Source organism: Blautia wexlerae (genome assembly GCF_013300825.1).
Lineage (GTDB): Bacteria > Bacillota > Clostridia > Lachnospirales > Lachnospiraceae > Blautia_A > Blautia_A wexlerae_B.
Genome location: NZ_JAAIMY010000002.1, coordinates 131,455 through 156,681, shown reverse-complemented (window position 1 = coordinate 156,681; position 25,227 = coordinate 131,455). Strand labels below are relative to the sequence as shown.

Sequence of the window (25,227 nt, the reverse complement as noted above, 5' to 3'; positions counted from 1 at the left end):
GCGCCACGTAGCAAAGCGGATGATTTTTCCGCTTGACCATTTTCAACCTAAGGAGGATATGACAAAATGATTCAGAAATATACTTACGGAACCCCATTTGAAACCGATGCCATCGTAACTTCCATCCCGACTTCTGAGGGAACTCCTGCATACGGAACTATCTCCACAGAGAACGGCTTCTCTTTTACTTATGACATGGATGACAACGATGTTGTCTATGGTCTGGGCGAATCAAACCGCGGAATCAACAAACGTGGATACGTTTATGAAAGCAACTGTTCCGACCAGCCAAACCATACAGAAGATAAAATCTCCCTCTACGGAGCACACAACTTCCTCGTAATCTCCGGAAAGCAGACTTTCGGTCTCTTCGTTGATTATCCCGGAAAACTGAAGTTTGATATCGGTTACACACTCTCTTCCCAGTTAAAGATCACCTGTGAGGATGCAGATCTTTATCTGTATGTGATCGAGGGTGAAACCCCTTACGATATCGTAAAACAGTTCCGTAAAATCATCGGAAGAAGCTATATCCCGCCTAAATTCGCATTTGGTTTCGGTCAGAGCCGCTGGGGATATACAACTGCTGATGACTTCAGAAAAGCTGCTGACGGATATCGTGAAAACAATATTCCAATCGATATGGTATACATGGATATCGATTACATGGAAGACTACAAAGATTTCACAGTCAATCAGGAAAACTTCCCTGACTTTGAGGCCTATGTCAATGAAATGAAAGAAAAAGGCATCCACCTTGTCCCGATCATCGATGCAGGTGTCAAGGTAGAGGCTGGCTATGATGTTTATGAAGAAGGCGTTGAGAAGAACTACTTCTGCAAACGTGAAGACGGCAGTGATTTCGTTTCCGCTGTATGGCCGGGCTGGACTCATTTCCCGGATGTCCTGAACGCAGATGCCAGAGCATGGTTCGGACAGAAATATGAACGTCTCATTTCCAAAGGAATTGACGGTTTCTGGAATGACATGAACGAGCCTGCAATGTTCTGCACACCGGAAGGCGTTGCTGAATTAAAAGAATACATCAAAGACAACTTCATGGACAATGAAGAAACATCTGGATTCGTTCTCGGCGCAAAGGTAAAAGGACTTGCAAATAATCCGGAAGATTACAAACGCTTCTATCACAATGTAAACGGTCAGAAGATCCGCCACGACAAGGTACATAACCTGTTTGGCTATAACATGACCCGTGCAGCAGGTGAAGCATTTGAAAAAATCGCACCTGGCAAACGTTTCCTGATGTTCTCCCGTTCCTCCTATGTGGGAATGCACAGATACGGCGGAATCTGGATGGGAGACAATAAATCCTGGTGGTCACACATCCTTCTGAACTTAAAGATGCTTCCATCCCTGAATATGTGCGGTTTCCTTTACACAGGTGCAGATCTGGGCGGATTCGGTGCAGATACCACACGTGATCTGGTACTGCGCTGGCTGGCACTTGGTGTATTCACACCTCTTATGAGAAACCACTCCGCTCTGGGAACCAGAGAACAGGAAGCTTACCAGTTTGAAAATATCGAAGACTTCCGTCATGTGATCGGTGTCAGATATCGCCTTGTTCCATATCTGTACAGTGAATACATGAAAGCTGCATTAAACGATGACATGATGTTCCGTCCTCTGGCATTTGACTACACAGACGATGCATTCGCAACTCAGGTAGAAGATCAGCTTCTCCTCGGAAACGAAATCATGATCGCACCTGTTTATACACAGAATGCAAAAGGCCGCTATGTGTATCTGCCGGAAGAAATGATGTTCGTAAAATTCCTGCCGGATGGAACCATCTTTCAGGAAATCCTTGAAAAAGGACATCACTATGTAGAAGTTGCCCTGAATGAAGTTCCACTGTTCATCCGCAAGGGAAAAGCAATCCCGGTTGCTGATGTTGCACAGACAGTAAAAGACATTGATCCGGCTACTATCCGCATGATCGGATATGAGGGGGCTGAATATGACCGTTATGATGATGACGGTGTAAGTACTCTGTAATTTAACCGAATCAGACAACTTTCCCTGCCTGAATTGCAAAAAGTACCAGGCAGCAGATAGAACTGAACCAGAAGTCACCTCATAAAAATAATAAAAAGAAACAGTCACATACATCTGATGAATGTTGAGATATTCACTCAAGTATGTGACTGTTTTCTTTTACATTGTTATTCTTTATCTTTATTTGCCAAAACAATATAACGGTAAATTTCTGTAAACGGGATCTCTTTTTCTCTGCTCAACTGTGCAACGCTCTCATATTCCGGATAAAGCTGCTCTTTTCCATTCAAAATGCATACCTTTGCCAGAACTTCTCCCCAGGGAGTCGGAAGGGTTCTCGTTTCTCTGGGAAGAATCGTACGTTCCATTCTGCTATAACGAATTCCAATCGTAGTAGTCTCTTCAAAAATAATATTCTGAAGCGTTTCTATATCTTCTTCCTTACAGATCACATTCAGAACCCATGCAGGTCTGTTCTTTTTCATAAAAACAGGCACATAATGCACATCTCTGGCACCGGCTTTCATCAGACGTTCCATCACAAATCCCAGAACTTCTCCACTGCAGTCATCAATATTTGTCTCCATCTTGATAATCGTATCTTTGATTTCCTGATTTTCAGCTTTCGGATTATTTCTGATTTCCGGGTTTTTGAATTCTTCTGTCTGAGCCTTTTCTTCATCTATTTCTGCGCTCTGTGAGATAATCATTGCCCTTAAAATTCCCGAACACTCATACTGGCGTTTACCTGCACCGATTCCAATCTTCTGGATTTCAAATGTTTCCGGAAGTTTATCTTTTGTTTTCACTGCTGCCACTATCGCCGCACCTGTAGGCGTTACAAGTTCACCTTCTACCTCTGTCATTTTCAGATGTAAATGATTGGCACTTACTATATTTGCAACTGCCGGAACCGGGATTGGCAGGATGCCATGCTGACAACGGACAGTTCCACGGCCCTCGCAGAGAACAGGAACGATCACCTCTGTAACATCCAGATCATCCAGGCAGACTGCCACAGACACAATATCCACAATAGAGTCCACTGCTCCCACCTCATGAAAATGCACCTCATCCACAGGCACATTGTGTGCTTTACTCTCTGCCTCTGCAAGAATTTCAAATATACGCAATGCAATCTTCTTTGCATTCTCAGTCATTGCGCTATGCTCTATAATATAGGTAATTTCTTTTATTCCACGGTGTTCGTGATGGTGATGGTCTTGCGCTGTTCCTGTGCCATGGGCGTGATTGCGCTCATGACCTTCATGATGATGTCCATGCAGATATTCCATATCATGGTCATGATTTTCATGCTCTTTATCCAGCACAACATCAAAATCACATGCATCTATTCCGGACTTCACAACTCTGCTGATCTTTGTCTCAAATCCTGATATCGGAAGGCTTCTCAGCACCTTGTCCAACACAGTTCTGTCACCCCCCAGATCAAGAAGAGCCGCAACCGTCATATCACCACTTATCCCTGAATAACATTCCAGATATAATGTTTTTCCCATAATCAATTTCCTTTCTCATCTGTACCTGCTGCCAGACGGTTGATCTGTGTTGCCAGATAGCCGGCACCGTAGCCGTTATCAATATTCACCACAGCAATCCCATTCGCACAGGAATTGATCATAGTAAGAAGTGCCGAAAGACCATGCATACTTGCACCATAACCCACAGAAGTCGGTACTGCGATCACCGGTCTGCTCACCAGACCGCCCATCACACTGGCAAGAGCTCCCTCCATTCCCGCAACTGCAATTACACAGTTCGCACTCTGGATCGTCTCCAGTCTGGAGAATAAACGATGCATTCCGCTGACTCCCACATCATAAATCCGTTCAACATTTGTGCCAAAATATTCCGCTGTCTGTGCAGCTTCCTCAGCAACCGGAATATCTGCAGTTCCTGCTGAACACACGGCGATCTTACCAATACGCTTCTTATCTTTCTTTTCAACCTTTAAGATGCGTGAGATCGGATCATATTCTGTTTCCGGAAACTTCTCTTTCACCAGTTCATACTGATGTTGGGAAGCTCTGGTTCCAAATACCTCGCCGTCTTCTCTGTATAATCTTTCAAAAATATTCAGAAGATGTTCATCTGCCTTATTACTGCAGTAGATTACTTCTGCGAAACCGGTTCTTGCCTTGCGGCTTGTATCCAGCTTCGCATATCCCATTTCTTCATAACTTTCTTTCTTAAGGATTCTCTCTGCCTCTTCTACAGATACAGAACCACTTTTTACACTTTCAAGAATCTCCTGTAAGGTCATGAATCCCTCCTTTTAGAACACCACCTGCACCAGAAGCATACAGACAACCGTTCCCACTATAATACTGAGCAGTGTATTTCTCTTCCACAAATGAAGATTTTGCTGTTATCATTCTTTTTCCTTATCAACGCCCTTATTTCCACGCTGATCATAGTCATCCAGGAAATTATAATATTCTCCATCTTTATGATATCCCATAACAGTACGAAGATTAATATCCCGCACACTGTTAAAGATATTCGTCTCGATCACACTGCTTGTATTTCTAAACTGCGCAACCAACTCTTTCATCTCATCACGCTTGGAACCACGTCCGCCACCGCAGCTTACACAGTTCTCAGTAAAACGGCATGCACACTGAATGAAATGCAACCCATTGGTATCTCTCCATGCCTTGATTGCAGATTCCTTAATCAGATACATAGGACGGATCAGTTCCATTCCCTCAAAGTTCTGACTGTGCAGTTTCGGCATCATAGTCTCCACCTTACCACTGTACAGCATACCCATGAGGATCGTCTCAATCACATCATCAAAATGATGTCCCAACGCAATCTTATTACATCCCAGTTCCTTGGCATGAGAATACAGATAACCACGTCTCATTCTCGCACACAGGTAACAGGGATTATTCTCAATTTCTGCCACTGTATCAAAAATATCACTCTCAAAAACCGTAAGAGGAATTCCCAGAAGCTCTGCATTATCCTGAATAATCTTCCAGTTATCCGCATTATAGCCCGGATTCATTACCAGAAACACCAGTTCAAAATGAATCTTCCCATGACGCTTCAGCTCCTGAAGCAGCTTCGCCATCAGCATAGAGTCCTTACCACCTGAAATACAGACAGCAATCTTATCCCCCTCCTGAATCAGCTGATACTCATTCAAAGCCTTGGTAAACGGTCTCCAGACCGTCTTTCTGAAAGTCTTGATAATACTGTGCTCAATCTCTTTCGTCTTCAGTTCCTTCTGCTCCTCAGCATCATTCTCCATAAAACGGCTCAGAGAAAGTCTCAGATAGGCACGATATCCACCTTCAATATTCACAGCCTCATACCCTGCATCACTCAGCTTCTCCACACAATCCCGGCTTCTGTCCCCCGTATGGCAGAGAACATATACTGTTTTATCTTTGTCAACAGCCTCCATCTTCTCATCAAACTCATCCAGCGGAATATTCACCGCCCCAGGAAAAGACCCCCTACTATACTGATCCGCCGGCCGCACATCCACGATCGTAATCTCAGAAGCATCAATCTTCTCCAACTCTTCCACACTAATTGTATTCATATATAACCTGCCTTTATCTCTTAAAAATCAATCGCCTACATCTGATGAATCACCCTATATTTCCGCCCAATTCACCAGCCATCATTATACTTTGAAACCCTATGATAGTCAACACATTCCCTCTCTGTTGACCCTTTCTCATCACCACACTTCTCCGAATAGCAGCCAACTTTCACTTCTATTCCATCTCCATCCCTCTCCCCACCTCAACACCCCGCAAAAATTTTGTGTGTGCACACAAAATGAATTATTTTTCTGCGCGTCCCCTGCCCCTGAACAAAAAAGATGTGCACCATACCATCTCTGATACAATACACATCCACATAAACATTTTTTATCTCCTGCACTCCGCAGTCAGATCCTTAATCACTTCCCCGGCAATAATAAGTCCGACTACAGACGGTACAAACGCCACACTGCCAGGAATATCCCTGCGCTCCGTACACTTATGTTTCGCTCCAGGAGGACAGATACAATGTGATCTGCAACTAATCGCCATATCCTCGATTGGTCTAATCGGCTGTTCCTCAGAATACACAACTTTCAGCTTCTTTACGCCACGCTTCTTCAGCTCCCTGCGCATAACCTTCGCGAGTGGACACACCTTTGTCTTATAAATATCCGCCACACGAAATGCACTGGCATCCAGTTTATTACCGGCACCCATGCTGCTGATGATCGGAGTACCAGACTCCTTCGCACGCATAATCAACTCAATCTTCGCAGTCACAGTATCCACTGCATCCACTACATAATCATACTCATTAAAATCAAAATCAGCCGCATTTTCCGGAAGATAAAAGCACTTATGGATTCTTACATCTGCCTTCGGATTAATTTCCAGGATTCTGTCTCTCATCACTTCAGCCTTATACTGGCCTACCGTTTTTCTGGTAGCAATGATCTGTCTGTTAAGATTAGTCAGGCATACTTTGTCATCATCAATCAGGTCAAAAGAATACACACCGCTTCTAGCCAGCGCTTCGCATACATATCCTCCAACCCCTCCGATACCAAATACTGCCACACGGGAGTTCTCCAGTTTATTCATTGCCTCTTTTCCCAGAAGAAGCTCTGTTCTTGAAAATTGATTCAGCATAATTTCTCCATTTCATCCTGTATTGCTTCATTCTTTACCTGTTCTTCTTTTACTTCATCATCTCTCGTCTGTCCCGCTCCATTGCCCGTAACATAAGCAGCCCTGCAAGCCAATATCAAAAAAATGATAAGCAAAAACCAACACCATATTTTTCTTTTGTTTTTTATGATCAGCCGTTTCATAATTATATGCCATTACCTTCTTAATTTTACTAATGTCTCCCGGATACCTGCCAGATATGCTTGCAGACAACTACTGCCACTGTTCATTTAGCTTAAAGCTCTTCCTATTTTGAAAAAGCCAGATATGCAGCTCCAATCAGTCCGGAATCTTCATTTAATGTAGATTTTCTTACCTTAATAAATGGTCTCTGAGCTTCGTAGACTTTACTCTTTACAAGCTCCTCTACTTCCTGTACAAAGCCATCCACCTTAATTGCCACAGAGCCGCCCAGTATCACGATATCCGGATCAACAAGATTATAAATGGCCGCAATGAAATTGGCAAGATGCTGTTTCGCATCCATCATGATTTTCTTTGCAGTTTCATTTCCGGCAAGAGCCAGATCATTGACTTCTCCTGCATGTTTTACATCGAGTCCGGCTTTTCTCGCACGCACGGTGATAGCCGTTCCGCTGCTGATTGCCTCAATACCTCCCGGAAGAATCGTGCCATGTGACGGACCATCCTGCATCATAATCGTGTTCTCTACTTCATTCGCCCAGCCATGAGCTCCCTGAAAAATTTTTTTATCAATCACAAAACCAGAACCAATTCCTGTGGAAATCGTCAGAAACTGAACAAATCTATAATCTTTTCCCTCCCCGGCTACTGATTCCGCAAGTGCTGCCAGATTTCCGTCATTATTTAAATATACCGGAATATCAATCATATTTTTTAATTTCTCGGCAACTGCCAGATGATGCCAGTCCCCTCTTAAATTCGGAGGTGTGATAATTCTGCCGTTTACCAAATCAAGAGGTCCCGGGCACGACATTCCCACTCCTACAATCGCATGATCATATCCTTTGATCACCTCCGCAATTTTCCCAAGAGTTTCTTCCGGATTCTCCGGATTTGTAGAAAACTGCTGTCTGTCTGTAATCTCCAGTTTCTCATTAACGAGTGCAACTCTTGTATTTGTTCCGCCTATATCAATCGCTACCGCATATTTCATAATAAATTTCCTGGCTGTATTCTTTCACCGAAATACAACTTTCCTTTCCTTATATAGTATTGCGCTTATCCCCTGATTCCGATTTAGTATATCACAAAAGAAATCCTCTCTCAAGACCGCGCATTATAAAATTCCTCTTCCAGTTTTCTGGCAACAGACCAGGAATTTACCAATGGATTCATGGCCAGTGCCCATACTGCTTTTTCTCTGTCATTTGTTACGATTGCTTCTATGCTGCATTTTTCATATGATTTTACCGTTCGGATCAGATTTTCACAATAAAGAGGAATTTTTCCAAACTCCACAGGCTCAATTCCTCTGCTTGAAACCCTACAGGTAACTTCAACAATATCGTCATTATCCAGGAAGTTCAGACTGCCCTGATTTTTAATACACAAAACCAGGTATTTTCCCTCTTCGCTCTGCATTCCTTCTATACAGTCCAGCATAACACCGGCATATCCCATTCCTTCCGGAACCGGAAGCTTTCCTTTTTCAAGCAGAGGTCTGGCACTTACTCCGGACTCAACACTCATATAGGAGTTTTCTCTGACCTGCATATAGTACAGAAACGTCTGAAGCGCCTCTTCCGGATCTGCATTGATATCCATTCCCGAAAGTTCCTTCATCATCTGCTGATTGATTTTCTCTATCGCTTCTCCTCTGGTATTTTCGCTGTTTAAAATATGTTCCAAAGCCTTTTCTCTGTGATAATAATAATATAGATACTCATTTGGCAACATTTTACTGCTTCTGATAGCTTCCGGATCCATCGTCTTAAACTCCTGCATGGAATCCAGAAAAATTTCATCATTTACCAGTTCAGAAAGAATTTCCTTTCCCTTCTTCTTCACACTGGAAATCCAGGACAAATGATTTATTCCAAAAAACTCCACATATAGTTCATCTTCCTCCACACCAAGCCTCTCTGCCATTCTGAATTTCGTCGCACTGGGCGCATCACAGATTCCTATCACTTTATCATACCCTGCCTGCGTAAGTGCCTGAGTTACAAGCCCTGAAGGATTAGAAAAATTAAAAATCCAGGCATCCGGCGCATATTTTTGAAAAATCCTGCAATAATCCAATAATACCGGAATTGTTCTTGCTGCCATAGAAAATCCGCCTGCACCGGTAGTTTCCTGACCAATCACTCCCGCATTTAATGCTGCCCGTTCATCCTGTACCCTGGAATGGTCGCCGCCTACACGCAGCGTAGTTACAATATAATCAGTGCCTGCCACAGCCTCTTCACATGTATCACAAAGAGTAATTCTCAGATCTTTTTTCTCCCTTTCCACCACATACATACAAAGTTTTCCAATAATGTCAAGTTTTTCTTTATTAATATCAAACAGAGAAACTTCATCAATATTGAGCTTTTTATATCTCCTCAAAAGACCATTAATAAAAATAACCGTGCGCACTCCTGCGCCACCTATTACTGCAATTTTCATCTTTCGCTGCCCCTTTCTTTATTATTCCGCACTCAGAAAGTCATCCAGATATTTTCTAGCCGGAAACGCACTGTTCCCGCCAAGTGCAGTCACACTTAATGCTCCGCATGCATTTCCCAGTCTCAGACATTCCTCTGTGTCTTTATCCATAAGAAATCCATACACAAACCCAGCATTAAAAGAATCTCCTGCTCCGGTAGTATCCCGAACCTGTACCGCAAAAGGATTCACCTGATACAACTTTCCATTTTTTACCGCCAGGGAACCATTTTTTCCAAGTTTTACCACTGCGGTTCCACACATAGACGCAAATTTCTCCGCCGCCTTTTTTACATTTTCAAGTCCACTGTAATGGACAGCTTCTGTCTCATTCATAAACAGCACATCTATATAAGGAAACAATTCATATATTTTGCGATCCCAGATTTCTTCCGGATCCCATCCCAGATCAAAAGAAATCGTAACATCCTGCCTCTGCTTCAGAGTTTTCATAAATTGCAGATATTCCCGATGATTTCTGTTTCCTTCGTATCCTGTTATATGGATGTGTCTGGCTTTAGACACTTCTTCCAGGTTTATATTTTGAATATTTACCTTTGCATTTCCACCCTGATAAGTCAGAAATCCTCTATCCTGTTCATTTGTGAAACTCAGCGAAATTCCTGTTCCTGTTTCTTTACTTTTGCTTACAAATCTGGTGTCGATATTTTTTTCTTTAAATTCCTGCAATATAAATTCACCGTACAAATCGTCTCCGATTACGCCCTGAAATGCGCAATGCATTCCAAGTCTGCCAAGTCCAAGTGTGAAAAGGGCTGCGCCGCCTCCCACAAAAGTTTTCATCGTATCAACAAGTTCTTCCTGTCCCGCACATGGTAAATGCTTCACATTTGGAATGATCAGGTCAATATTCGCATCTCCAAAAACGAAAACATCCCACTCTTTTTTTCTAATTTTTATTCCTGTTTCATATTCCATATCATCGTATCCTTTTAGTTATAAAAAGGAGGGAACATCGTCCCTCCTCTTATTTTTATCCTGTTTGATTTATTTTCGTCTGATCTTTAATGTTTTAATCTCATATGGCTTGATAGCAAAGGAAACCGTATGCTCTGTGCAAGATACCGGCTGTTCTTCTTCTTCCAGAAGATTACATTCAGTCACATCTGCAATTTTCTCCCCACAGGTGAGAACTACATTTGTCCTTCTGTTGTAACACTCATACATACGAACGATCAGGTCTTCTCCGTTTTCTGCTTTTTTAACCGTTTCGATTATCACATTATTCTGATCAACCTTGAATAATGAATATTCTCCTGCAAGTTTTCCGCCCTCATTTTCTTTGACAACAGCGGTCATCGGGTTATTTAATTCATATGCCTGGGCAACTGTGTTTGCATCCGTCCAGTTTTCTGCATGAGGATAGATAGAATATGTAAATTCATGGTGCTCCTTATCGGCATCCGGATTTGGATAGATTGCAGATTTCAACATGGAAAGTCCGACTTCACTTCCATGTACACCAACACCAAATTTACAGTCATTCAGGAAACTTACACCGTATCCTTCTTCGCTCACATCCATCCACTTATGATGGCATACTTCAAATTTAGCAAAATCCCATGAAGTGTTTGCGTGAGTCGGACGTTTTACATTACCATACTGAATGTCAAATGTTGCTTCATTGGTATGTACGTCTACAGGGAAATAATCCTTAACAAAAATCTGATGTTCTTTCCAGTCAATTATATTTTTAATATCAATTCTCGGAATATCATGATACAGATAGATTTTCTGAACGATCACAGAATCCAGATATTTTCTCTCAATTCTGACACACGCTCTTACCGGTCCGTTTTCTGTTACTTCCATAGAAGAAACATCATCGATTTCCCATGATTTCTCTGTATAATAATTATTTACATCCCACGCATCGTAATTATGCGGACGATCCTCATAGCTGATGATCACATTGCCGGCTTTTCCTTCTTTAAGTATCTGTCTCTTCGCTGATTTATCGTAAATCTTTGCGAACTGGCCTTTTTCGTTATAATCAACTGCAAACCAGTCATTCTCCATATGTTTTACAGAGACATCCATGGAAATCTCTTCTGAATTCTCTTCTCCGTCTTCGAGAACATAAGTTTTATATCCTTTAGATGGTACACCCGCAGCAGTAAAGATATATGTATCTCCCGCTTTCTGAATTGCAACTGTATTTCCATTATCTTTCAATACCGGATTCTTAATCTCCTCTGGACAAATAAAGGAAACAATTCCCGGAACTTCGCTGCTGTTTGGATTAAATACAACAACCGCATGTAAAGGTGCATCTACATTTCTTACAAGACTTCCAAGAGAAGCAGTTTTTAACTCTTTGTTTTCTGCAAATATCTTCTCATATTCTTTTTTTGAATCCTCATATACTTCTTTAATCGAAGATCCAGGTAAAATATCATGGAACTGATTTCTGAGGATCACTTCCCAGCCTTCATAAAGCGCATCTTTCGGATATGTATTTCCTGTCAGCACTTCATCCATTGCTGCATAGGTTTCTTCATCCTGATAAGCCAGCTCCGCTTTTCGGTTGTATTTCTTATTTCTTGCCATAGAAGTATATGTTCCTCTATGATATTCCAGATATAATTCTCCAACCCATGAAGGAAGATATTTGCTGCCTTTTGTCTCTTCATCCAGTCTCTTGAAGAAATCAAGTGCCGTAGCCATTTTTGTCCTCGGGCATCCCGGAATTCCCTGACTCATACGTCTCTGATTTTCAAGCTGTTCTTTTGTAGGGCCACCGCCGCCATCGCCAAATCCGAAACTGCAAAGAACCTCTTCGTTCAATTCCTTCTGGCTATAACGGGCCCATCCGCCTTTCATCTGACTTGGGTTCAGGAAACCATTATACGTTGTAAAATGCTCTGTTTCCGTGCCACCTTCCACAGCAGCCTTATTGTAATCCCTTGTCGGTATAAAATGAGTCAGAACTCTGCTACCATCGATTCCTTCCCATTCAAAAGTATCATACGGCATTTTATTTAGCTCATTCCAGCTGATCTTTGTTGTCATGAAATATGGAATACCGCATTTCTGCATGATCTGAGGAAGCGCCGCTGAATATCCAAAGACGTCCGGAAGCCACAGAATCTTATTATCTGTTTCAAACTCATCTTTAAAGAACTTTTTCCCATGCATGAACTGACGGACAAGAGCTTCACCTGATGCCAGATTACAGTCTGCTTCTACAAACATACCACCCTCTGTCTCCCAGCGTCCTTCTTTTACACGCTCTTTGATTTGTTCATAAACCTGTGGTGCATTTTTCTTTACATATTTATACAGCTGAGGCTGGCTGGACATGAAAATATATTCCGGATATTCTTTCATCAGATTTAATACCGTTGAAAAACTTCTCACGGATTTGTCTTCTGTTACCTTTAAGGTCCATAACCATGCACAGTCAATATGTGTATGACCTACGCAGCAGACAACCGGTTCCTGTTCTTTGTCACAATGTTTCTCATAAAATTCTTTTGTAATAAATTCCTGTGCGCTTTCCAGGCTCTCGTAATATTCCGTTGAGCCTTCTTTTCTCATATCCAGAAGATTCAGAGAATCATTTAAAGCCTGAATAATAGTAATATACGCTTTGTCATCTGGATTTAACAGACGTGCTGTTTCGTATGGAACAGAAAGATCATAGAAATACTTCTCTGTTTTTCTGTCCAGAACTTTTAATTTTGAATCCAGCTTCAGACTGAAATTCTGATCTCCTGTAAAAGCAGAGAGGATAATTCTGTACTGTGTTCCGGCTTTTGCCTGTTCTGCAAGGATAATTTCTCTGTGATTTACATCCAATCCCTGAACAAGCGTACCATTTACATAGATTGTAAACTGTGGATTGGTCGCATCCCACTCTGCTTCTCTTCCTGTCAGAAGTTCATATACGACGCATTTCCCGTCAAATTCTTTCGGAACAGTTATAAAAGTCTCAAACCAGTAATACTCTCTGTGACCGCCCCAAAGCTCTGTATTTGTAAATTCTTTCCAGTCAGAAGTATCAAGATCTGCCACATTCTCAAATCGTTTATCTGTTTTGATCATGCGATACTTCTGGATTGGCATGCTTTCCGGATAAATCTGTTCTTTTAAGTATTCCAGCATTTTGCCAATACGTTCTTTAATGAGAACCATTTTTCTACCTCCCGGTTATTGTATTTTAAAAGCATCAGCCTTTTGCAGCACCTGACATTGTAAATCCTTTTGACATGTAATTCTGTGACAGAATGTACAGTATGATAGATGGCAATGCATAAATTACAGAAAATGCTGCCAGTGGTCCATAGCTGATAGAACCATGCTGTCCAAAGAACTGATACAGAAGAACTGCTGCCGGCTGTTTATCCGCACTGCTTAACAAAATGTACGGAATAAAGAAGTTACCCCAGCTTCCCGAAAATGTATAGATAAATACTACGCAGATTCCAGGGAACATCAGCGGAGATACAATCTTTCTGATGGACTGCATGGTGGTTGCACCATCCACCCATGCCGCTTCTTCCAGTTCTACCGGAATCGCATCCATAAAGTTCTTCATCAGCCAGATTCCATATGGTAATGCAGAAGCTGATAAATACAGGATAACACCTGGAATGCTGTCAAGTAACCCTATTTTCAGAAACATTTTATATACAGGAACGATTACAGCAATCATTGGAAGTGCTGTCATAAACAGAATTCCGTACATAAGGCCTTTTTTATAACATAAGTTATATCTGGAAAGAGGATATGCTGCCAGTACTGAAATCACACATACAACCAGTGCCTGTACCCCGGCAATTACAAGACCGATTCCAAATCCCTTTAAATTACTTGCATTTGTAAGAACATTTGCATAGTTACTGAACGTCCACTGATCCGGCCATTTCAAAGACTGATTTGCTCCCATATCAAATGATGCGACAACCAGCCAGATAAGAGGAAGCACAAATACAAGTGCTATAATGGCCAGCAATATATAATGAAGTGCTTTTACAGATCTTTCACTCATTGCTTTTCCTCCTAATCATCTGATTTTAACAATCTGGTATAAATAATACTGCACACAGCACCTACAAACAGAAGGATCATACCTACTGCTGTTCCCTGTCCTAACTGGAAGTTCTTCAGTCCCTGATTGTACATATAGATTGGAAGTGTTGTGGTAGACATGCCAGGACCGCCTCCTGTCAGTGCCCAGATCAGACCAAATACACCTAAAGTAGAAAGGGTGTTCAACATCGTGTTCGTAGCAATTGTATCTTTGATACACGGAACAATAATACGAACCAGTGTCTGAATTCTGTTAGCTCCGTCTACACGGGCTGCTTCTTCTATATCTCCGGATACGTTATCCAGTGCAGACTGGAAGTTCAGCATTGAGAATGCGGTACCATGCCATACGTTAGCAATAATGATCGTCATCATCGGATGACCATAAATAAAGTCAACTCCCGGAATATGAAGTGCTCCGATAATCTTGTTAAATGTACCTGAAACATCAAAGAATGCCAGACAGCAAAGAGAAACAACGATCTCCGGCATAACCCATCCTGCCAGGATACATGGACCAACAACGCTTCTGAAAGCTTTTGCCTTTCCCTTCATGAAATATGCAATCAAAAAGCCTAGAACAGACTGGCCTACAAGGCTTCCGATCAGGAAGATAAATGTGTTTCTGATACTTACAAGTGTATTTGGATCAGAAAGAATTCTTTTATAATTTTCAAGACCAATAAACTGAAAGTTCTGCGCTGCTGCTCCTGTAAGAGCCATATTTGTAAAAGAATAGTATACCGTCAGAACAATAGGAATAATGAAAAATGCCAGCAGTAACACCAGTGCCGGAATCAGAAGAACTGATTTCTTAGCCTGGTCTGCCCAGTATTTCTTTTTCAAGGAACGATCCATTACGACTTCCTCCTTTTAATCTGTATTTTTTTCAAAAACAAAGGCGCTGCCTGTACAAGACAGCACCTTTGTGACATCCGCCTGAAACTTCAGACGTTTATTACTGTTCTGCTACGTTGTCTTCGCCTACAGTTCTTGATACATCTGTATTATACTGTTTCATTGCATCTTCAACACTTGTTCCGGATACTACGGATTCAACCATAGACTGAATGTATGTTGATACAGAAGAGTACTGATCATTCTGTGGTCTGAAATATGCAGTATCAAGGAATGAAGTTGCCTTTTCAAAGAATGGCTGTGCAACATAATCTGCTTCTTCCGCTACATCTGTTCTTGTACAGATATTTCCCTGATCCAGGATTGCTTTCAGATAAACTTCAGGGCTCATCATGTGTTCCATGAAATCGAATGTAAGATCTTTGTTGTCAGCATTTTCCGGAATAGAAAGTGCCCAGCCGCCTGACATTGTAACAGTTCCAGGATCCTGTCCTTCGTTTGTAGGCATTGCTGCAAGACCTACTTTGTCCTGATAATCTTCCCATGGAGAAGCTCCTGTGTCTTTCCAGTTACCTGTAATCCAGATACCATCAATGCTCATACCAAGTTTGCCCTGCGGCATATACTCTCTTGCAGATGTATTTCCAGCCTGTCCGTTTAATACGAGAGATAAGGATGGTCCATATCCATTAGAATAAATGTCATTCAGGAAATTCAGAGAATTTTTGATTCCGTCACTGCCTGTGATCCATTTATTGTCATCATTGAGCAGTTTCTCACCTGTTCCATAGAGAAGCATTTCATAAGTCTGCATGGAAGTAGCTTCACCTGTAGCTTTACCGGAGTTACACCAGAATGGAACTACATCTGGGCATTTCTCTTTGATTGCCGCACATGCATCCAGAATATCCTGCCATGTTTTTGGTTGCCACTCATTGTTTTCATCAAGAAGACCTGCTTTTTCAAATACTTCTTTGTTATACCAAATGCCTCGTGCATCTGTGCAGTATGGAAGTGCATACGGTACTCCATCAACACTTACCATATCTTTCATGGAATCATAATATTTTCCGTCGTTCCAGTCATCGTAATCTTTTACATAGTCTGTAAGATCTGTAAGATATCCTGCCGCAACATCGTTTGGAAGCTGGAATGTATCCTCGCATACCAGATCCGGGCATGTTCCCTTGTCAGCAAGCTGTAATGCAATCTTTGTGAAATAATCACCTTCTGATGCTGTGATCGGAGCTACGTCCAATTCTACTTCATCTTTTTTATCCCAGCTGTCATATGCTGCCGTAACCCACTGATATAACGGTGCAACAGACTGATCTGATCCATCATCACGATATGTAAATGTAATTTTTGTTTTTCCGCCCTTGTCTTTTGCATAAGCCGAAACTGTGCTCAGTCCCATACCCATTACCATTGTTGCAGCTAATGTAACTGCTAATACCTGTCTCCTTTTTTTCATAGCTTATCGCTCCTTTGCTTTTGATGAACTTATATTAACATTACAAAAAAGATTTTGGTATTCCAGATTTTTGATATTGTGGGGTGTATTTTGACATTTATATCAAAAAAAGCCCGCTTTGCGGACTTTTTTTATACACATTTATCGTTCAAGAATACTGACTCGTACTGCGTCCTGTATATTTTTTGCAATAATTTCAGGAGATTCGGTGTTCCCTTCCAGACATTCATTCACTCCCTCAGCCAGTTCTTCAGCGATAGAAAACCATGCCTCATTTACAACGATTGCATGATCCTTGTTCTCCGTTTTCAGATCTTTCATCAGAGAATTTTTTCCCTCATAATAAAATTCCTCATCATTTTGATAATCTTCCCCAAATGCCGGTATCACCTGCATTCCTTTACACAATCCCATATATGTTTTCTCTTCAAATAAATAATTCAGAAATGTATTTGCTTCCGCACTGGCATTGACCGTAAGCCCGATGTCATCGCCTGCATCAAACGTCCAGTCAGATTTTTCCCCCGGAAGCTGTGCCACGCCTACTTCAAAAGACGGCTTATTTTCCCTGATAACCGCTTCCATACTCAGCTGGCTGATCATCATTCTGACCTCACCTCTTGAAAAAGCATTCGCCAGATCTTCCTGATTCAGATTTATGATATCCGGCGGAAGAATTTCCTTCTGTTTCATATACTGAAGATCTGCAAAAGCAGAAATACCTGCATTCTGCTCGATCGTATAAAGATTTCCCTGCTTTGCATACAACATCAACATAAAAAACCTGGCACTTTCTTCACTGTCACGGGCTGCAAAACCAAATCCATAACTTCCCTTAGCTGCTATTTTCTCCGCAGTTTCCATAAAAGAGCTCCAACTGGAAGGTACACTTAGCCCTTTTGTATCCATTGCATCTTTGTTATAGAACAATATATACGGATCTGATGTCAGAGGTTTTCCATAATAATTACCATTATACATAACACTGCTCCACAACTCTGTAAGAGTACTTCTTTTCATTTTTCCCGTAACCTGGTATGTTTTAAAAATCCCCATTTTGATCAGCGACTGCATCTGTACACTACTGCAGATTACGATGTCTGCCATATTCTGTTCATCCTGGCGCAGTGCGATTTCTCTTTTATAATTTTCTTTTGGAATATATTCGATCTGGATTTTTGTGCCTGCATGGCTTCCTTCATATTTTCTGGCAACTGTATTCAGGGCATTTCTCTGATCATGAGTTGTATAAGGTGCCATGATCTTCACCACATTCTCATACTCTTCTGTTTTTTTCTCCATGTCCGGATTGTTCTGTTTAAAAAACATAATAATGACCACAATGATACTGACACACAGAATCCAGACTGTTCTCCATAAGAATCTGACTTTTTTCAAATCTCTTTCTCCTTTCTGAACTCTGAAGGGGTCATGCCACATAATTTTTTGAACACAGACACAAAGTATTTCTGATCTCTGTATCCCACTGCCTCTGCAATCTCATAGACTTTACTTTGCCGGTCGGACAAAAGCATTCTTTTCGCCATGCTGACGCGAAAATTCTGCAGAAATGAGATAAATTTTGTTCCTGTTTCCTGCTGAAATAATCTGCTGAGATATTCCTGGGAAACGTTGCATAAATCCGCAGCTTCTGCTAGAGAAACTTCCGGCTTACTATAATTTTCTCTCACAAAAGATATTGTTTTTAATATAATCTCATTATCCGTAATACTAATTTCAATGAAATTGTGTACCACAAAATTTAGCATTTTCTGAAACAGATATGTAAGCTGTCTTTCTGTAAAACATCTCAGCATACTGCTTACAATATACTGTCCTTCCTCACTTCTGTTTTTGCCTGATGTATCCTCTTTTGCAATTCCCATAGAAAAGCGAATCGTATACTCTTTAATCTGATCCGGATGAAAGTTTCCCTCGATCACTTCCCGTATAAATTTCCCGCCAATCTCATTTACTTTATCTTTATCCTGCTTCAGAATCTCTTTCTGAATCGCCGTTTCCAATGCAGAAGGATACTCTGTGATTTCAAAATGGCAGTTATTGGCAGTCTCCTCATCGATTATCTTTCCTTTTTTCATATGAAACCCATATGGCAGCATCTCTTTCAGATGTGACAGATCTTCATTCAGATTTTTGATGCCGTAATCAGTTGTATAACTGCACACAAATTCTGCAACTTCTGTAAGTTCCGGCACAATGCGCTTCTCCAGCACCCATTTAAGCATTTTGTTTTTCTCTGTATCTGTAACAAGAACCACATATGCGCCACTCTGAAAAAGCGGAATCAGATAGTAATTCTGGATACATTGGACATCCAGTGCTTTTCTTGTCTCATACATCATCTCATTCAGCACTTCCTGTGCCTGACCGCCCAGGCAAAAATACAGTAGTGAAATCTTAATATCCTCATTAACGCCAAGAACTCTTTCCAACGTTTCCCGGTTATCCTGCTGTTTGTTTACATACTCCAGCAGCAGACTTTCCGGCGAAATCTGCTCCGCTTTTTTGTTCTCTATTTTACTCTCGGCATTTTTGATAACTTCCATAAAGTTCTCAATCTCTATCGGTTTCAGTATATAATCCAGCGCATGAAGTTTTATCGCCTGATGTGCATATTCAAATTCTGAGTATCCGGTCAGAAAAATAATCCCTGTTTCACAACCACGTGCCCGCATCTGTTGCAGCATTTCCAGTCCACTCATTCCAGGCATGCGGATATCTGAAATCACAAGATCCGGCTTTTCTCTTTCCACAGCTTCCAGTCCTGCTGCGCCATCTTCCACAGCTGCTGCAATCTCATGTTCTGTATAGTGCTGAATAATTTTCACAATTCCTTCTCTTGATTTGGGTTCATCTTCCACTAATACAATTCTCATCGCATTTCCTCCATCTCTCCACAAGGAATCTCCATGGTTATTTTGGTTCCCGTTTCATCTGATTCCACCCTGAAACTGCTGGCATTTCCATAGTACAGGTTTAATCTGGCAATTACATTCCGCACCCCTATACTGGTTTCTACTTTATCCATTGCATAATCATAATGATTCAGCAGATCTACCAATTCCGGCTTCATTCCACGTCCATTGTCTGCCACGATTATCCGAAGTTTCTGTTCGTCTGACTGTGAAATCTCTATGTACAGTTCATCCACCTCCGATTTTCCCGGAAATCCATGCACAAGTGTATTTTCCACCAATGGCTGCATAAGCATTTTATGTATCTTAACATGGTACAGACTCTCATCTGCTTTCAATGTTGATAAAAAGGAATAATTCAGTCGTTCCTGCTGTAAATGAATGTATTTCTTCAGATAGGTCAGCTCATCTTTTAATTCCACAATTTCATTGCTTCCATGAATACTGTATCTCATAATTGCTGCCAGTTCTGTAAGCATTTTGCTGATCGCATATTCATTTTTATCCACTGCCATCCAGTTGATGGCATCCAGGGTATTGTATAAAAAGTGAGGATTGATCTGTGCTTCCAGTGCCTGAATTTCTGCATTTTTCTCCTTCAGCATTGCTATACGCTCTATGCGCTCAGACTCCTCTATTCGTTTCGTCATTCTGTTAAAATGCCTGGATATACGCATAAATTCTGTACCTGTAATGCAGCTTTCCTCCATCTGTTCTTCGCCGCCTTTTGTAGCGCGGTCCATAACATCAAGGATATATCGCATAGATCTGTCCACATCATTCGATGTATACCAGGCCAGCAAAATGCACAAAACCGCTGCCAATGCACCCACCAGTACAATGATCACTGAAATATAGGCAAAATTACGCATTCCATAATTCACGTCCTGGATATTCAGCACATATATCTGATTTTCCAGGATTCCCTTGCTCTTTACTCTCAGCGCTGTCTTTTGCAGGATTTTTCTGGTTTTCACATATTTCAAAGCGGCTTTTTCTATCTCTACCTGTGTAAAGACCGCTTTCTTTTCTCTATCCAATTCCAGTTTCTGAGGTTTCCAGTTATTCTCCGCAGAAGATATTACATTTCCCTTATTATCTGCAATCAATGTAACATTAGATTTTGTATTTCCTGAACTGTATATATTTTCAAGCATTGTTTCATCAAAGCACAAAATCACAAAGCCAACCGATCCCTTCTGATATTCAGAGAAATCCGTTAACTGATGGACAACATACATACAGTTATAGATTCCATACCCTTCCTGTGCGATACAGACAGATGGCAGATAAATCGTTCTTCTCTCATCTTTTATCAGTTCCATTGTATTATTGTTTTTGATCTTGTTTAAATCAAAACAAAAGCTGCTTTGCCCTGACTGCGTAACTGTATCATAAAAGCAAGTATCATAATGTGTTCCAAAAATAGCGATTCCAAGAACTCCCGAATTATTATAGCACAGTTCCTGTAAACGTTCCCCGATTTCATGTTCCGCCTGATATCGTTCGGAATTATCCCAACGGTTGATTGGTTTCAGCCTCTGTGTATAAAATTCATCCGTATAAATTCCCTGTATAATTTTTTCATATCCTTTATAGAAATTTTCAATATTCGAAGCATTCTGTTCCAGATTAGCCTGAATCAGTTCACCGGTCTGTGTTCTGACAACACTTCCACTTAACTGATAATTCAACACTAGAATACAGCAGATTGGTACAATCGACATAACCAACGATAATGCTAGCAGTTTTTTCGCTACTGCAAGACTCTGAAATTTATTCCAGATTTTTTTCATATTAAACTCCTGTTTTCTTTTTTATATGGATAATATTTGATAATTTTCCTAGAAATAGTTTTGTATGAACGAGTGCCAAACCGCATCTGTCAGAAAAAATAAGTCTTGTACAGACACTGATACACTTTTTTGCAAACAGAACTGTACCAAGCAACTGATAACAAAATATAACATTCTACATGCAATTGTCAATGGTAGGATCTGATTATAAAGCACAAAACTTCAGTCTTATTAATAATGATTCAAACTTCCCATCTAAAATTAAGACATAAATACTGGCTTACTTATCGCGGAAAAAATAAGCAGAGAATACGAAAAGTTAAGAAAAAGCTTAAAGAAAATCCTATTGTCGAATGTAATAAAATTCAAAACAGTTATTACCCAAACTTATTTTCGAAGTTTATCTAAGTAAATAGTTTACGTAATCAGAGTTATATTGATTATTCTTGCCAAATCATGTTTGGAATCTTATATTATAAACTATAAATATATAAGCGAAATTTTTCGAACATGTAAGAAATGACACAAACATTTAATGATGTCAGAGGGTTGAAAAATGGCAAACTATCATTGATACCACAGAACTGGACAATGCCATCAGAAAAAGAATAATTACTCTCTTATCTGTTGTTATAGTCATTGCAAAGCAGATGCATTTATGAAGTATGATAGAAACAATAAATATTGGAAGCAAAAATTTATCTTCAAAATAACCTTGTATACAATTTCTGAGCATTTCATAAAATTTGAAGAAATAAGTCAATCATAATTTTTGTTGTATAATATTTTGTAGTGTAAAATCACTTCTTTATGATATTTTAATCAAACTCATTATACAAAAAAATCCTATACAGCATTTCCTTGATGAAAAAATTGTAAAGTAGTGTCTGAAAAGAAATAAAATAGTTGCACAAAATATATCTTCTGAATTATCAGCCAGCTTTGGACGACACCTAACCAAAACAGAAAATATAAAAAACAATTCATATAGCGCAATTGTAAATCAATTACATTTTAATAGAAAAGTGATGCCTGCCAAAAGAAAATCACAAATTTATATAAATTTTTCTGAAAAGATCAGTATTCTCATTCAATTTAGATATTTTTCTAGATTTACAAAAAAATATATAGACTTTTAAATTTTTCAAAATGGCAGGCTATAAAATAAATTTATCTTTCAAAGCTGGGAACTTTACATTCTTGCTTTTCAAAATTGTTATTACGCTTTATCATATCAGACATCACTTCTCTATGATTCTAAAGAACTCCAGAGCTGTTTTTCTGTTTTTACTATTTTTTCAGTTTCGATTGCTTGCTCAAGCATAAAAGATAAATAAGTATCCTGAAGTGCTTCGCGTAATGAATAAAATTCAGTTCCACTTTCTGTGAAATTTTTCATACATGCAAGGCAAGATGCTACAGCAATCTCATCATCATTCATTCTTGCAGGATAAAAGGGATTTTGATAAATTTGTTTATCCAAAAACAGAATTCCCTTATGTGCCCATTCACTATTATTATTTATGCCTACATCCACTCTATGGAGAGATTGTTCTATTGGTTGATTAGATGCATTCAGAAATCTTACAGTATTATCATTAATTTCCCCCCGAACACCCCGAACATTCCAGCGTCGTGTACGAATTTGTGAAAAATACTGTTCACCTTCAAAATCCATAAAAGCATTTTTTCCATTTTCAAATTGCATAAAAGCCCAGTCTCTATCTTCTTGAATAATAGTTCCACTTTCATCAAAACCATTTCGACCATTAGTAGCTGTTACTTCTGACCAGAATTTTTTTCCCTGAATAACACAATTTTCGTATTTAATACCGAGAATTTTTCGGAATATGCTGATTGCATGATATCCGTGAAGCGCAGACAGCATAGCACTAGATGTTGTGCCCAAGTAACCTTGCCTGATAATATCTAATATACTTGCGTAATAAGGTTGAAAAAAATATTGTTCTACAATTTGTATGCGTCCATTATATTTTTGAGATAATGTCCATAATTCATTTAATTCTGCAATATTTTTTCCGGGAGGTGTTTCACAGAGTACAGGAATTCCTTTTTCCATTAATTGTACGAGATAATCTTTTACAATTTCCCGTGGAACACAAAGAACAGCAAAATCCGGCTTTCTGGAAAGTGCTTTGTCTAAATCAACGGTAGTAAAAACATGTTCCTGTAATGCAACTTCTTTTGCACGAGTTTCTGTACGTAATACACCTGCACATATTGAAAACTGTTCTGGTAAAAGTTTTGCAATTCGGTAATAAAAGTCGGCCCTCCAACCATATCCAATAACCATATAATTTGCTTTCATCTGTTTTCACCTTATCCTTTCACTTTAGTGCCTATCATACTGGCAATAATATATTTTTAAAGAATTATAAAAAATATTAACATTGGCAATACAACTATCAAAATACAGTAAAACCATCTTGCCAGCCCTTGTTTGAACGTCCAAAAAAATTACAAATTACCGTGAAGATAGTTGATTTTTTGCAAATTTTAAATAGAATGATGGAATCACAAAATTATTCCATACATCAATAATGGTAATACAATGTTAGTTATCATAATTTATTTTAAGATTAGAAGTAATACCTCAATAGACATTTACCACAAATTACAACCGTCCATTATGGATATTTCATCAATTTCCTGCGGTACTCCTTTGTAAAACAACAGAATATCGTAATGGTAAAAGGAATCCATAATGAACTAAACATACAAATTACTGAGAATAAATTACCATATATATGCAAATATTGCAATACAAAAGGAACGGATATACTCTGTAAAATTAATGTAAGACAAAAAGCTCACTAAAACTTCTCACACCAATAAGGTGGGTTGAACTTTTCTAAAAAAATGGAACTCGTAGCAAGACACAAATCCCATTTTAGGTATAAAAAGTCTTAGTTAGTTTATTATCAAAACTCCATTTATCACATCATCTGCTATCTATGCTGAGTAAAATTCACAAACTTGAAGTGCTTATCCATCTCATCACCAATCAATCCAATCACTTTCCCCATGGTAAATGCCGCCAACACTGTTCCAATTCCAAGTCCGTTGATATGTCCCAGTATCAGTCCTGTCATACAGGCAGTAATCGTCAGGCAGATCACATCAAAAGAAACCTTGACCTTAGAATATTTCACCTTTATAATCTCTGACAGCTCGCGAGGAAACAGATCCGTCGGAATGATCGGCAGACCGCATCTGTTAGAAAGTGCGATCCCTATACAGATCAGCAGATAACTGATCACAAAATATAACACTCTGAGTGGAATTGTCTTTGGCAGGATATTAATCCATGCCTCATTAACATCCAACAGTTCACTGAATGCAAATCCAACCAGAAAACTGCACAGATAAGCAGGTACAAATTTTTTTCTCAGTATCATCAGACTTAAGATCAGAAGTGCCTGAAAAATATAAGTCCATGTTCCCAGTGTGATTACCGGAAATACTTTTTCAAATGCATAAGGAACACTGGATATGGCAGATATTCCGGAACCGGAATACAGCATCATAATAACAGCAAGACTATTGATCATGACTGCTGTCACCAATGCCAGCTCTCCTCTGAAAATATGTCTCGAATCTTCTTCTCCATTTGTTTTCATAACAGTTCTCTCCTCTAGAGCGTGTTTCAAACACGCTCTAACACAAGCAAAGGACTGCTGTCAGAAAGTATTTTCTGTCATACTTTTCCGACGGCAGAC

At 39.9% G+C, this 25,227-nt stretch carries 19 protein-coding genes; 1 reads left to right on the top strand and 18 read right to left on the bottom strand.

From position 1 onward, the window contains the following. Positions 1-66: 66 nt before the first annotated feature. Positions 67-2,019, top strand: coding sequence for a TIM-barrel domain-containing protein (locus tag G4417_RS02135; RefSeq protein WP_173682476.1), 1,953 nt, complete (start codon positions 67-69; stop codon positions 2,017-2,019). A 167-nt stretch (positions 2,020-2,186) separates the two neighbouring features. On the opposite strand, the gene larC is transcribed toward G4417_RS02135, so the two are convergent. From larC to G4417_RS02055, 18 genes are all read right to left on the bottom strand, one after another. Next, positions 2,187-3,539: a nickel pincer cofactor biosynthesis protein LarC gene (gene larC, locus G4417_RS02130; protein ID WP_173682475.1), complete on the bottom strand. Its 1,353-nt coding sequence runs from the start codon at positions 3,537-3,539 to the stop codon at positions 2,187-2,189. A 2-nt stretch (positions 3,540-3,541) separates the two neighbouring features. Next, on the bottom strand, positions 3,542-4,303 hold the full coding sequence (gene larB, locus G4417_RS02125) for a nickel pincer cofactor biosynthesis protein LarB (RefSeq protein ID WP_020993373.1): 762 nt from the start codon (positions 4,301-4,303) through the stop codon (positions 3,542-3,544). Next, the gene (locus tag G4417_RS17105) at positions 4,281-4,415 is read right to left on the bottom strand and encodes a hypothetical protein (protein WP_274597607.1); all 135 of its coding nucleotides are present in this window, start codon (positions 4,413-4,415) and stop codon (positions 4,281-4,283) included. Before G4417_RS17105 ends, larB begins: the two co-directional genes overlap by 23 nt. Further along, a complete protein-coding gene (locus G4417_RS02120; RefSeq protein WP_173682474.1) occupies positions 4,412-5,596 on the bottom strand; it encodes an ATP-binding protein in 1,185 nt (394 codons plus the stop codon). The genes G4417_RS17105 and G4417_RS02120 overlap by 4 nt, the downstream gene beginning before the upstream one ends. A gap of 334 nt (positions 5,597-5,930) precedes the next feature. After that, positions 5,931-6,695, bottom strand: a complete 765-nt coding sequence (locus tag G4417_RS02115) for a tRNA threonylcarbamoyladenosine dehydratase (RefSeq protein ID WP_173682473.1) — start codon at positions 6,693-6,695, stop codon at positions 5,931-5,933. Continuing rightward, positions 6,689-6,814, bottom strand: coding sequence for a hypothetical protein (locus tag G4417_RS17100; protein WP_274605759.1), 126 nt, complete (start codon positions 6,812-6,814; stop codon positions 6,689-6,691). The genes G4417_RS02115 and G4417_RS17100 overlap by 7 nt, the downstream gene beginning before the upstream one ends. Before the next feature lie 167 nt (positions 6,815-6,981). After that, positions 6,982-7,872: an ROK family protein gene (locus tag G4417_RS02110; RefSeq protein ID WP_173682471.1), complete on the bottom strand. Its 891-nt coding sequence runs from the start codon at positions 7,870-7,872 to the stop codon at positions 6,982-6,984. A 110-nt stretch (positions 7,873-7,982) separates the two neighbouring features. Continuing rightward, complete coding sequence (locus tag G4417_RS02105; RefSeq protein WP_173682470.1) at positions 7,983-9,329, bottom strand: glycoside hydrolase; 1,347 nt, start codon at positions 9,327-9,329, stop codon at positions 7,983-7,985. Positions 9,330-9,350: 21 nt separating this feature from the next. After that, the gene (locus tag G4417_RS02100) at positions 9,351-10,307 is read right to left on the bottom strand and encodes a carbohydrate kinase family protein (protein WP_173682469.1); all 957 of its coding nucleotides are present in this window, start codon (positions 10,305-10,307) and stop codon (positions 9,351-9,353) included. 69 nt (positions 10,308-10,376) lie between these two features. After that, complete coding sequence (locus G4417_RS02095) at positions 10,377-13,526, bottom strand: alpha-mannosidase (protein WP_173682468.1); 3,150 nt, start codon at positions 13,524-13,526, stop codon at positions 10,377-10,379. Between the two features lie 34 nt (positions 13,527-13,560). Beyond that, on the bottom strand, positions 13,561-14,382 hold the full coding sequence (locus tag G4417_RS02090) for a carbohydrate ABC transporter permease (RefSeq protein ID WP_117676522.1): 822 nt from the start codon (positions 14,380-14,382) through the stop codon (positions 13,561-13,563). An 11-nt stretch (positions 14,383-14,393) separates the two neighbouring features. Continuing rightward, a complete protein-coding gene (locus tag G4417_RS02085; protein ID WP_173682467.1) occupies positions 14,394-15,281 on the bottom strand; it encodes a carbohydrate ABC transporter permease in 888 nt (295 codons plus the stop codon). Between the two features lie 100 nt (positions 15,282-15,381). After that, on the bottom strand, positions 15,382-16,755 hold the full coding sequence (locus G4417_RS02080; protein WP_173682466.1) for an extracellular solute-binding protein: 1,374 nt from the start codon (positions 16,753-16,755) through the stop codon (positions 15,382-15,384). Positions 16,756-16,896: 141 nt separating this feature from the next. Then, positions 16,897-18,153: an ABC transporter substrate-binding protein gene (locus G4417_RS02075; protein ID WP_173682465.1), complete on the bottom strand. Its 1,257-nt coding sequence runs from the start codon at positions 18,151-18,153 to the stop codon at positions 16,897-16,899. After that, positions 18,150-19,652: a response regulator gene (locus G4417_RS02070; RefSeq protein WP_173682464.1), complete on the bottom strand. Its 1,503-nt coding sequence runs from the start codon at positions 19,650-19,652 to the stop codon at positions 18,150-18,152. The genes G4417_RS02075 and G4417_RS02070 overlap by 4 nt, the downstream gene beginning before the upstream one ends. After that, entirely contained in the window at positions 19,649-21,487 is a 1,839-nt protein-coding gene (locus G4417_RS02065; RefSeq protein WP_173682463.1) for a sensor histidine kinase, read from the bottom strand. The genes G4417_RS02070 and G4417_RS02065 overlap by 4 nt, the downstream gene beginning before the upstream one ends. Positions 21,488-22,736: 1,249 nt before the next feature. Beyond that, positions 22,737-23,816 carry a Gfo/Idh/MocA family protein gene (locus tag G4417_RS02060; RefSeq protein ID WP_173682462.1) on the bottom strand — a complete coding sequence of 360 codons (1,080 nt, stop codon included), beginning with the start codon at positions 23,814-23,816 and terminating at the stop codon, positions 22,737-22,739. 640 nt (positions 23,817-24,456) lie between these two features. Continuing rightward, positions 24,457-25,128 carry a DUF6198 family protein gene (locus tag G4417_RS02055; RefSeq protein WP_173682461.1) on the bottom strand — a complete coding sequence of 224 codons (672 nt, stop codon included), beginning with the start codon at positions 25,126-25,128 and terminating at the stop codon, positions 24,457-24,459. Positions 25,129-25,227: the final 99 nt, after the last annotated feature.

Coding starts and splice junctions, on each gene's coding strand:
- G4417_RS02070 (WP_173682464.1), bottom strand. CDS start 19,652: ATGAGAATTGTATTAGTGGAAGATGAACCCAAATCAAGAGAAGGAATT.
- larB (WP_020993373.1), bottom strand. CDS start 4,303: ATGACCTTACAGGAGATTCTTGAAAGTGTAAAAAGTGGTTCTGTATCT.
- G4417_RS02135 (WP_173682476.1), top strand. CDS start 67: ATGATTCAGAAATATACTTACGGAACCCCATTTGAAACCGATGCCATC.
- G4417_RS02085 (WP_173682467.1), bottom strand. CDS start 15,281: ATGGATCGTTCCTTGAAAAAGAAATACTGGGCAGACCAGGCTAAGAAA.
- G4417_RS02115 (WP_173682473.1), bottom strand. CDS start 6,695: ATGCTGAATCAATTTTCAAGAACAGAGCTTCTTCTGGGAAAAGAGGCA.
- G4417_RS02105 (WP_173682470.1), bottom strand. CDS start 9,329: ATGAAAATTGCAGTAATAGGTGGCGCAGGAGTGCGCACGGTTATTTTT.
- G4417_RS17105 (WP_274597607.1), bottom strand. CDS start 4,415: ATGATAACAGCAAAATCTTCATTTGTGGAAGAGAAATACACTGCTCAG.
- G4417_RS02095 (WP_173682468.1), bottom strand. CDS start 13,526: ATGGTTCTCATTAAAGAACGTATTGGCAAAATGCTGGAATACTTAAAA.
- G4417_RS02060 (WP_173682462.1), bottom strand. CDS start 23,816: ATGAAAGCAAATTATATGGTTATTGGATATGGTTGGAGGGCCGACTTT.
- G4417_RS02100 (WP_173682469.1), bottom strand. CDS start 10,307: ATGGAATATGAAACAGGAATAAAAATTAGAAAAAAAGAGTGGGATGTT.
- G4417_RS02120 (WP_173682474.1), bottom strand. CDS start 5,596: ATGAATACAATTAGTGTGGAAGAGTTGGAGAAGATTGATGCTTCTGAG.
- G4417_RS02055 (WP_173682461.1), bottom strand. CDS start 25,128: ATGAAAACAAATGGAGAAGAAGATTCGAGACATATTTTCAGAGGAGAG.
- G4417_RS02090 (WP_117676522.1), bottom strand. CDS start 14,382: ATGAGTGAAAGATCTGTAAAAGCACTTCATTATATATTGCTGGCCATT.
- G4417_RS02110 (WP_173682471.1), bottom strand. CDS start 7,872: ATGAAATATGCGGTAGCGATTGATATAGGCGGAACAAATACAAGAGTT.
- G4417_RS02065 (WP_173682463.1), bottom strand. CDS start 21,487: ATGAAAAAAATCTGGAATAAATTTCAGAGTCTTGCAGTAGCGAAAAAA.
- G4417_RS02080 (WP_173682466.1), bottom strand. CDS start 16,755: ATGAAAAAAAGGAGACAGGTATTAGCAGTTACATTAGCTGCAACAATG.
- larC (WP_173682475.1), bottom strand. CDS start 3,539: ATGGGAAAAACATTATATCTGGAATGTTATTCAGGGATAAGTGGTGAT.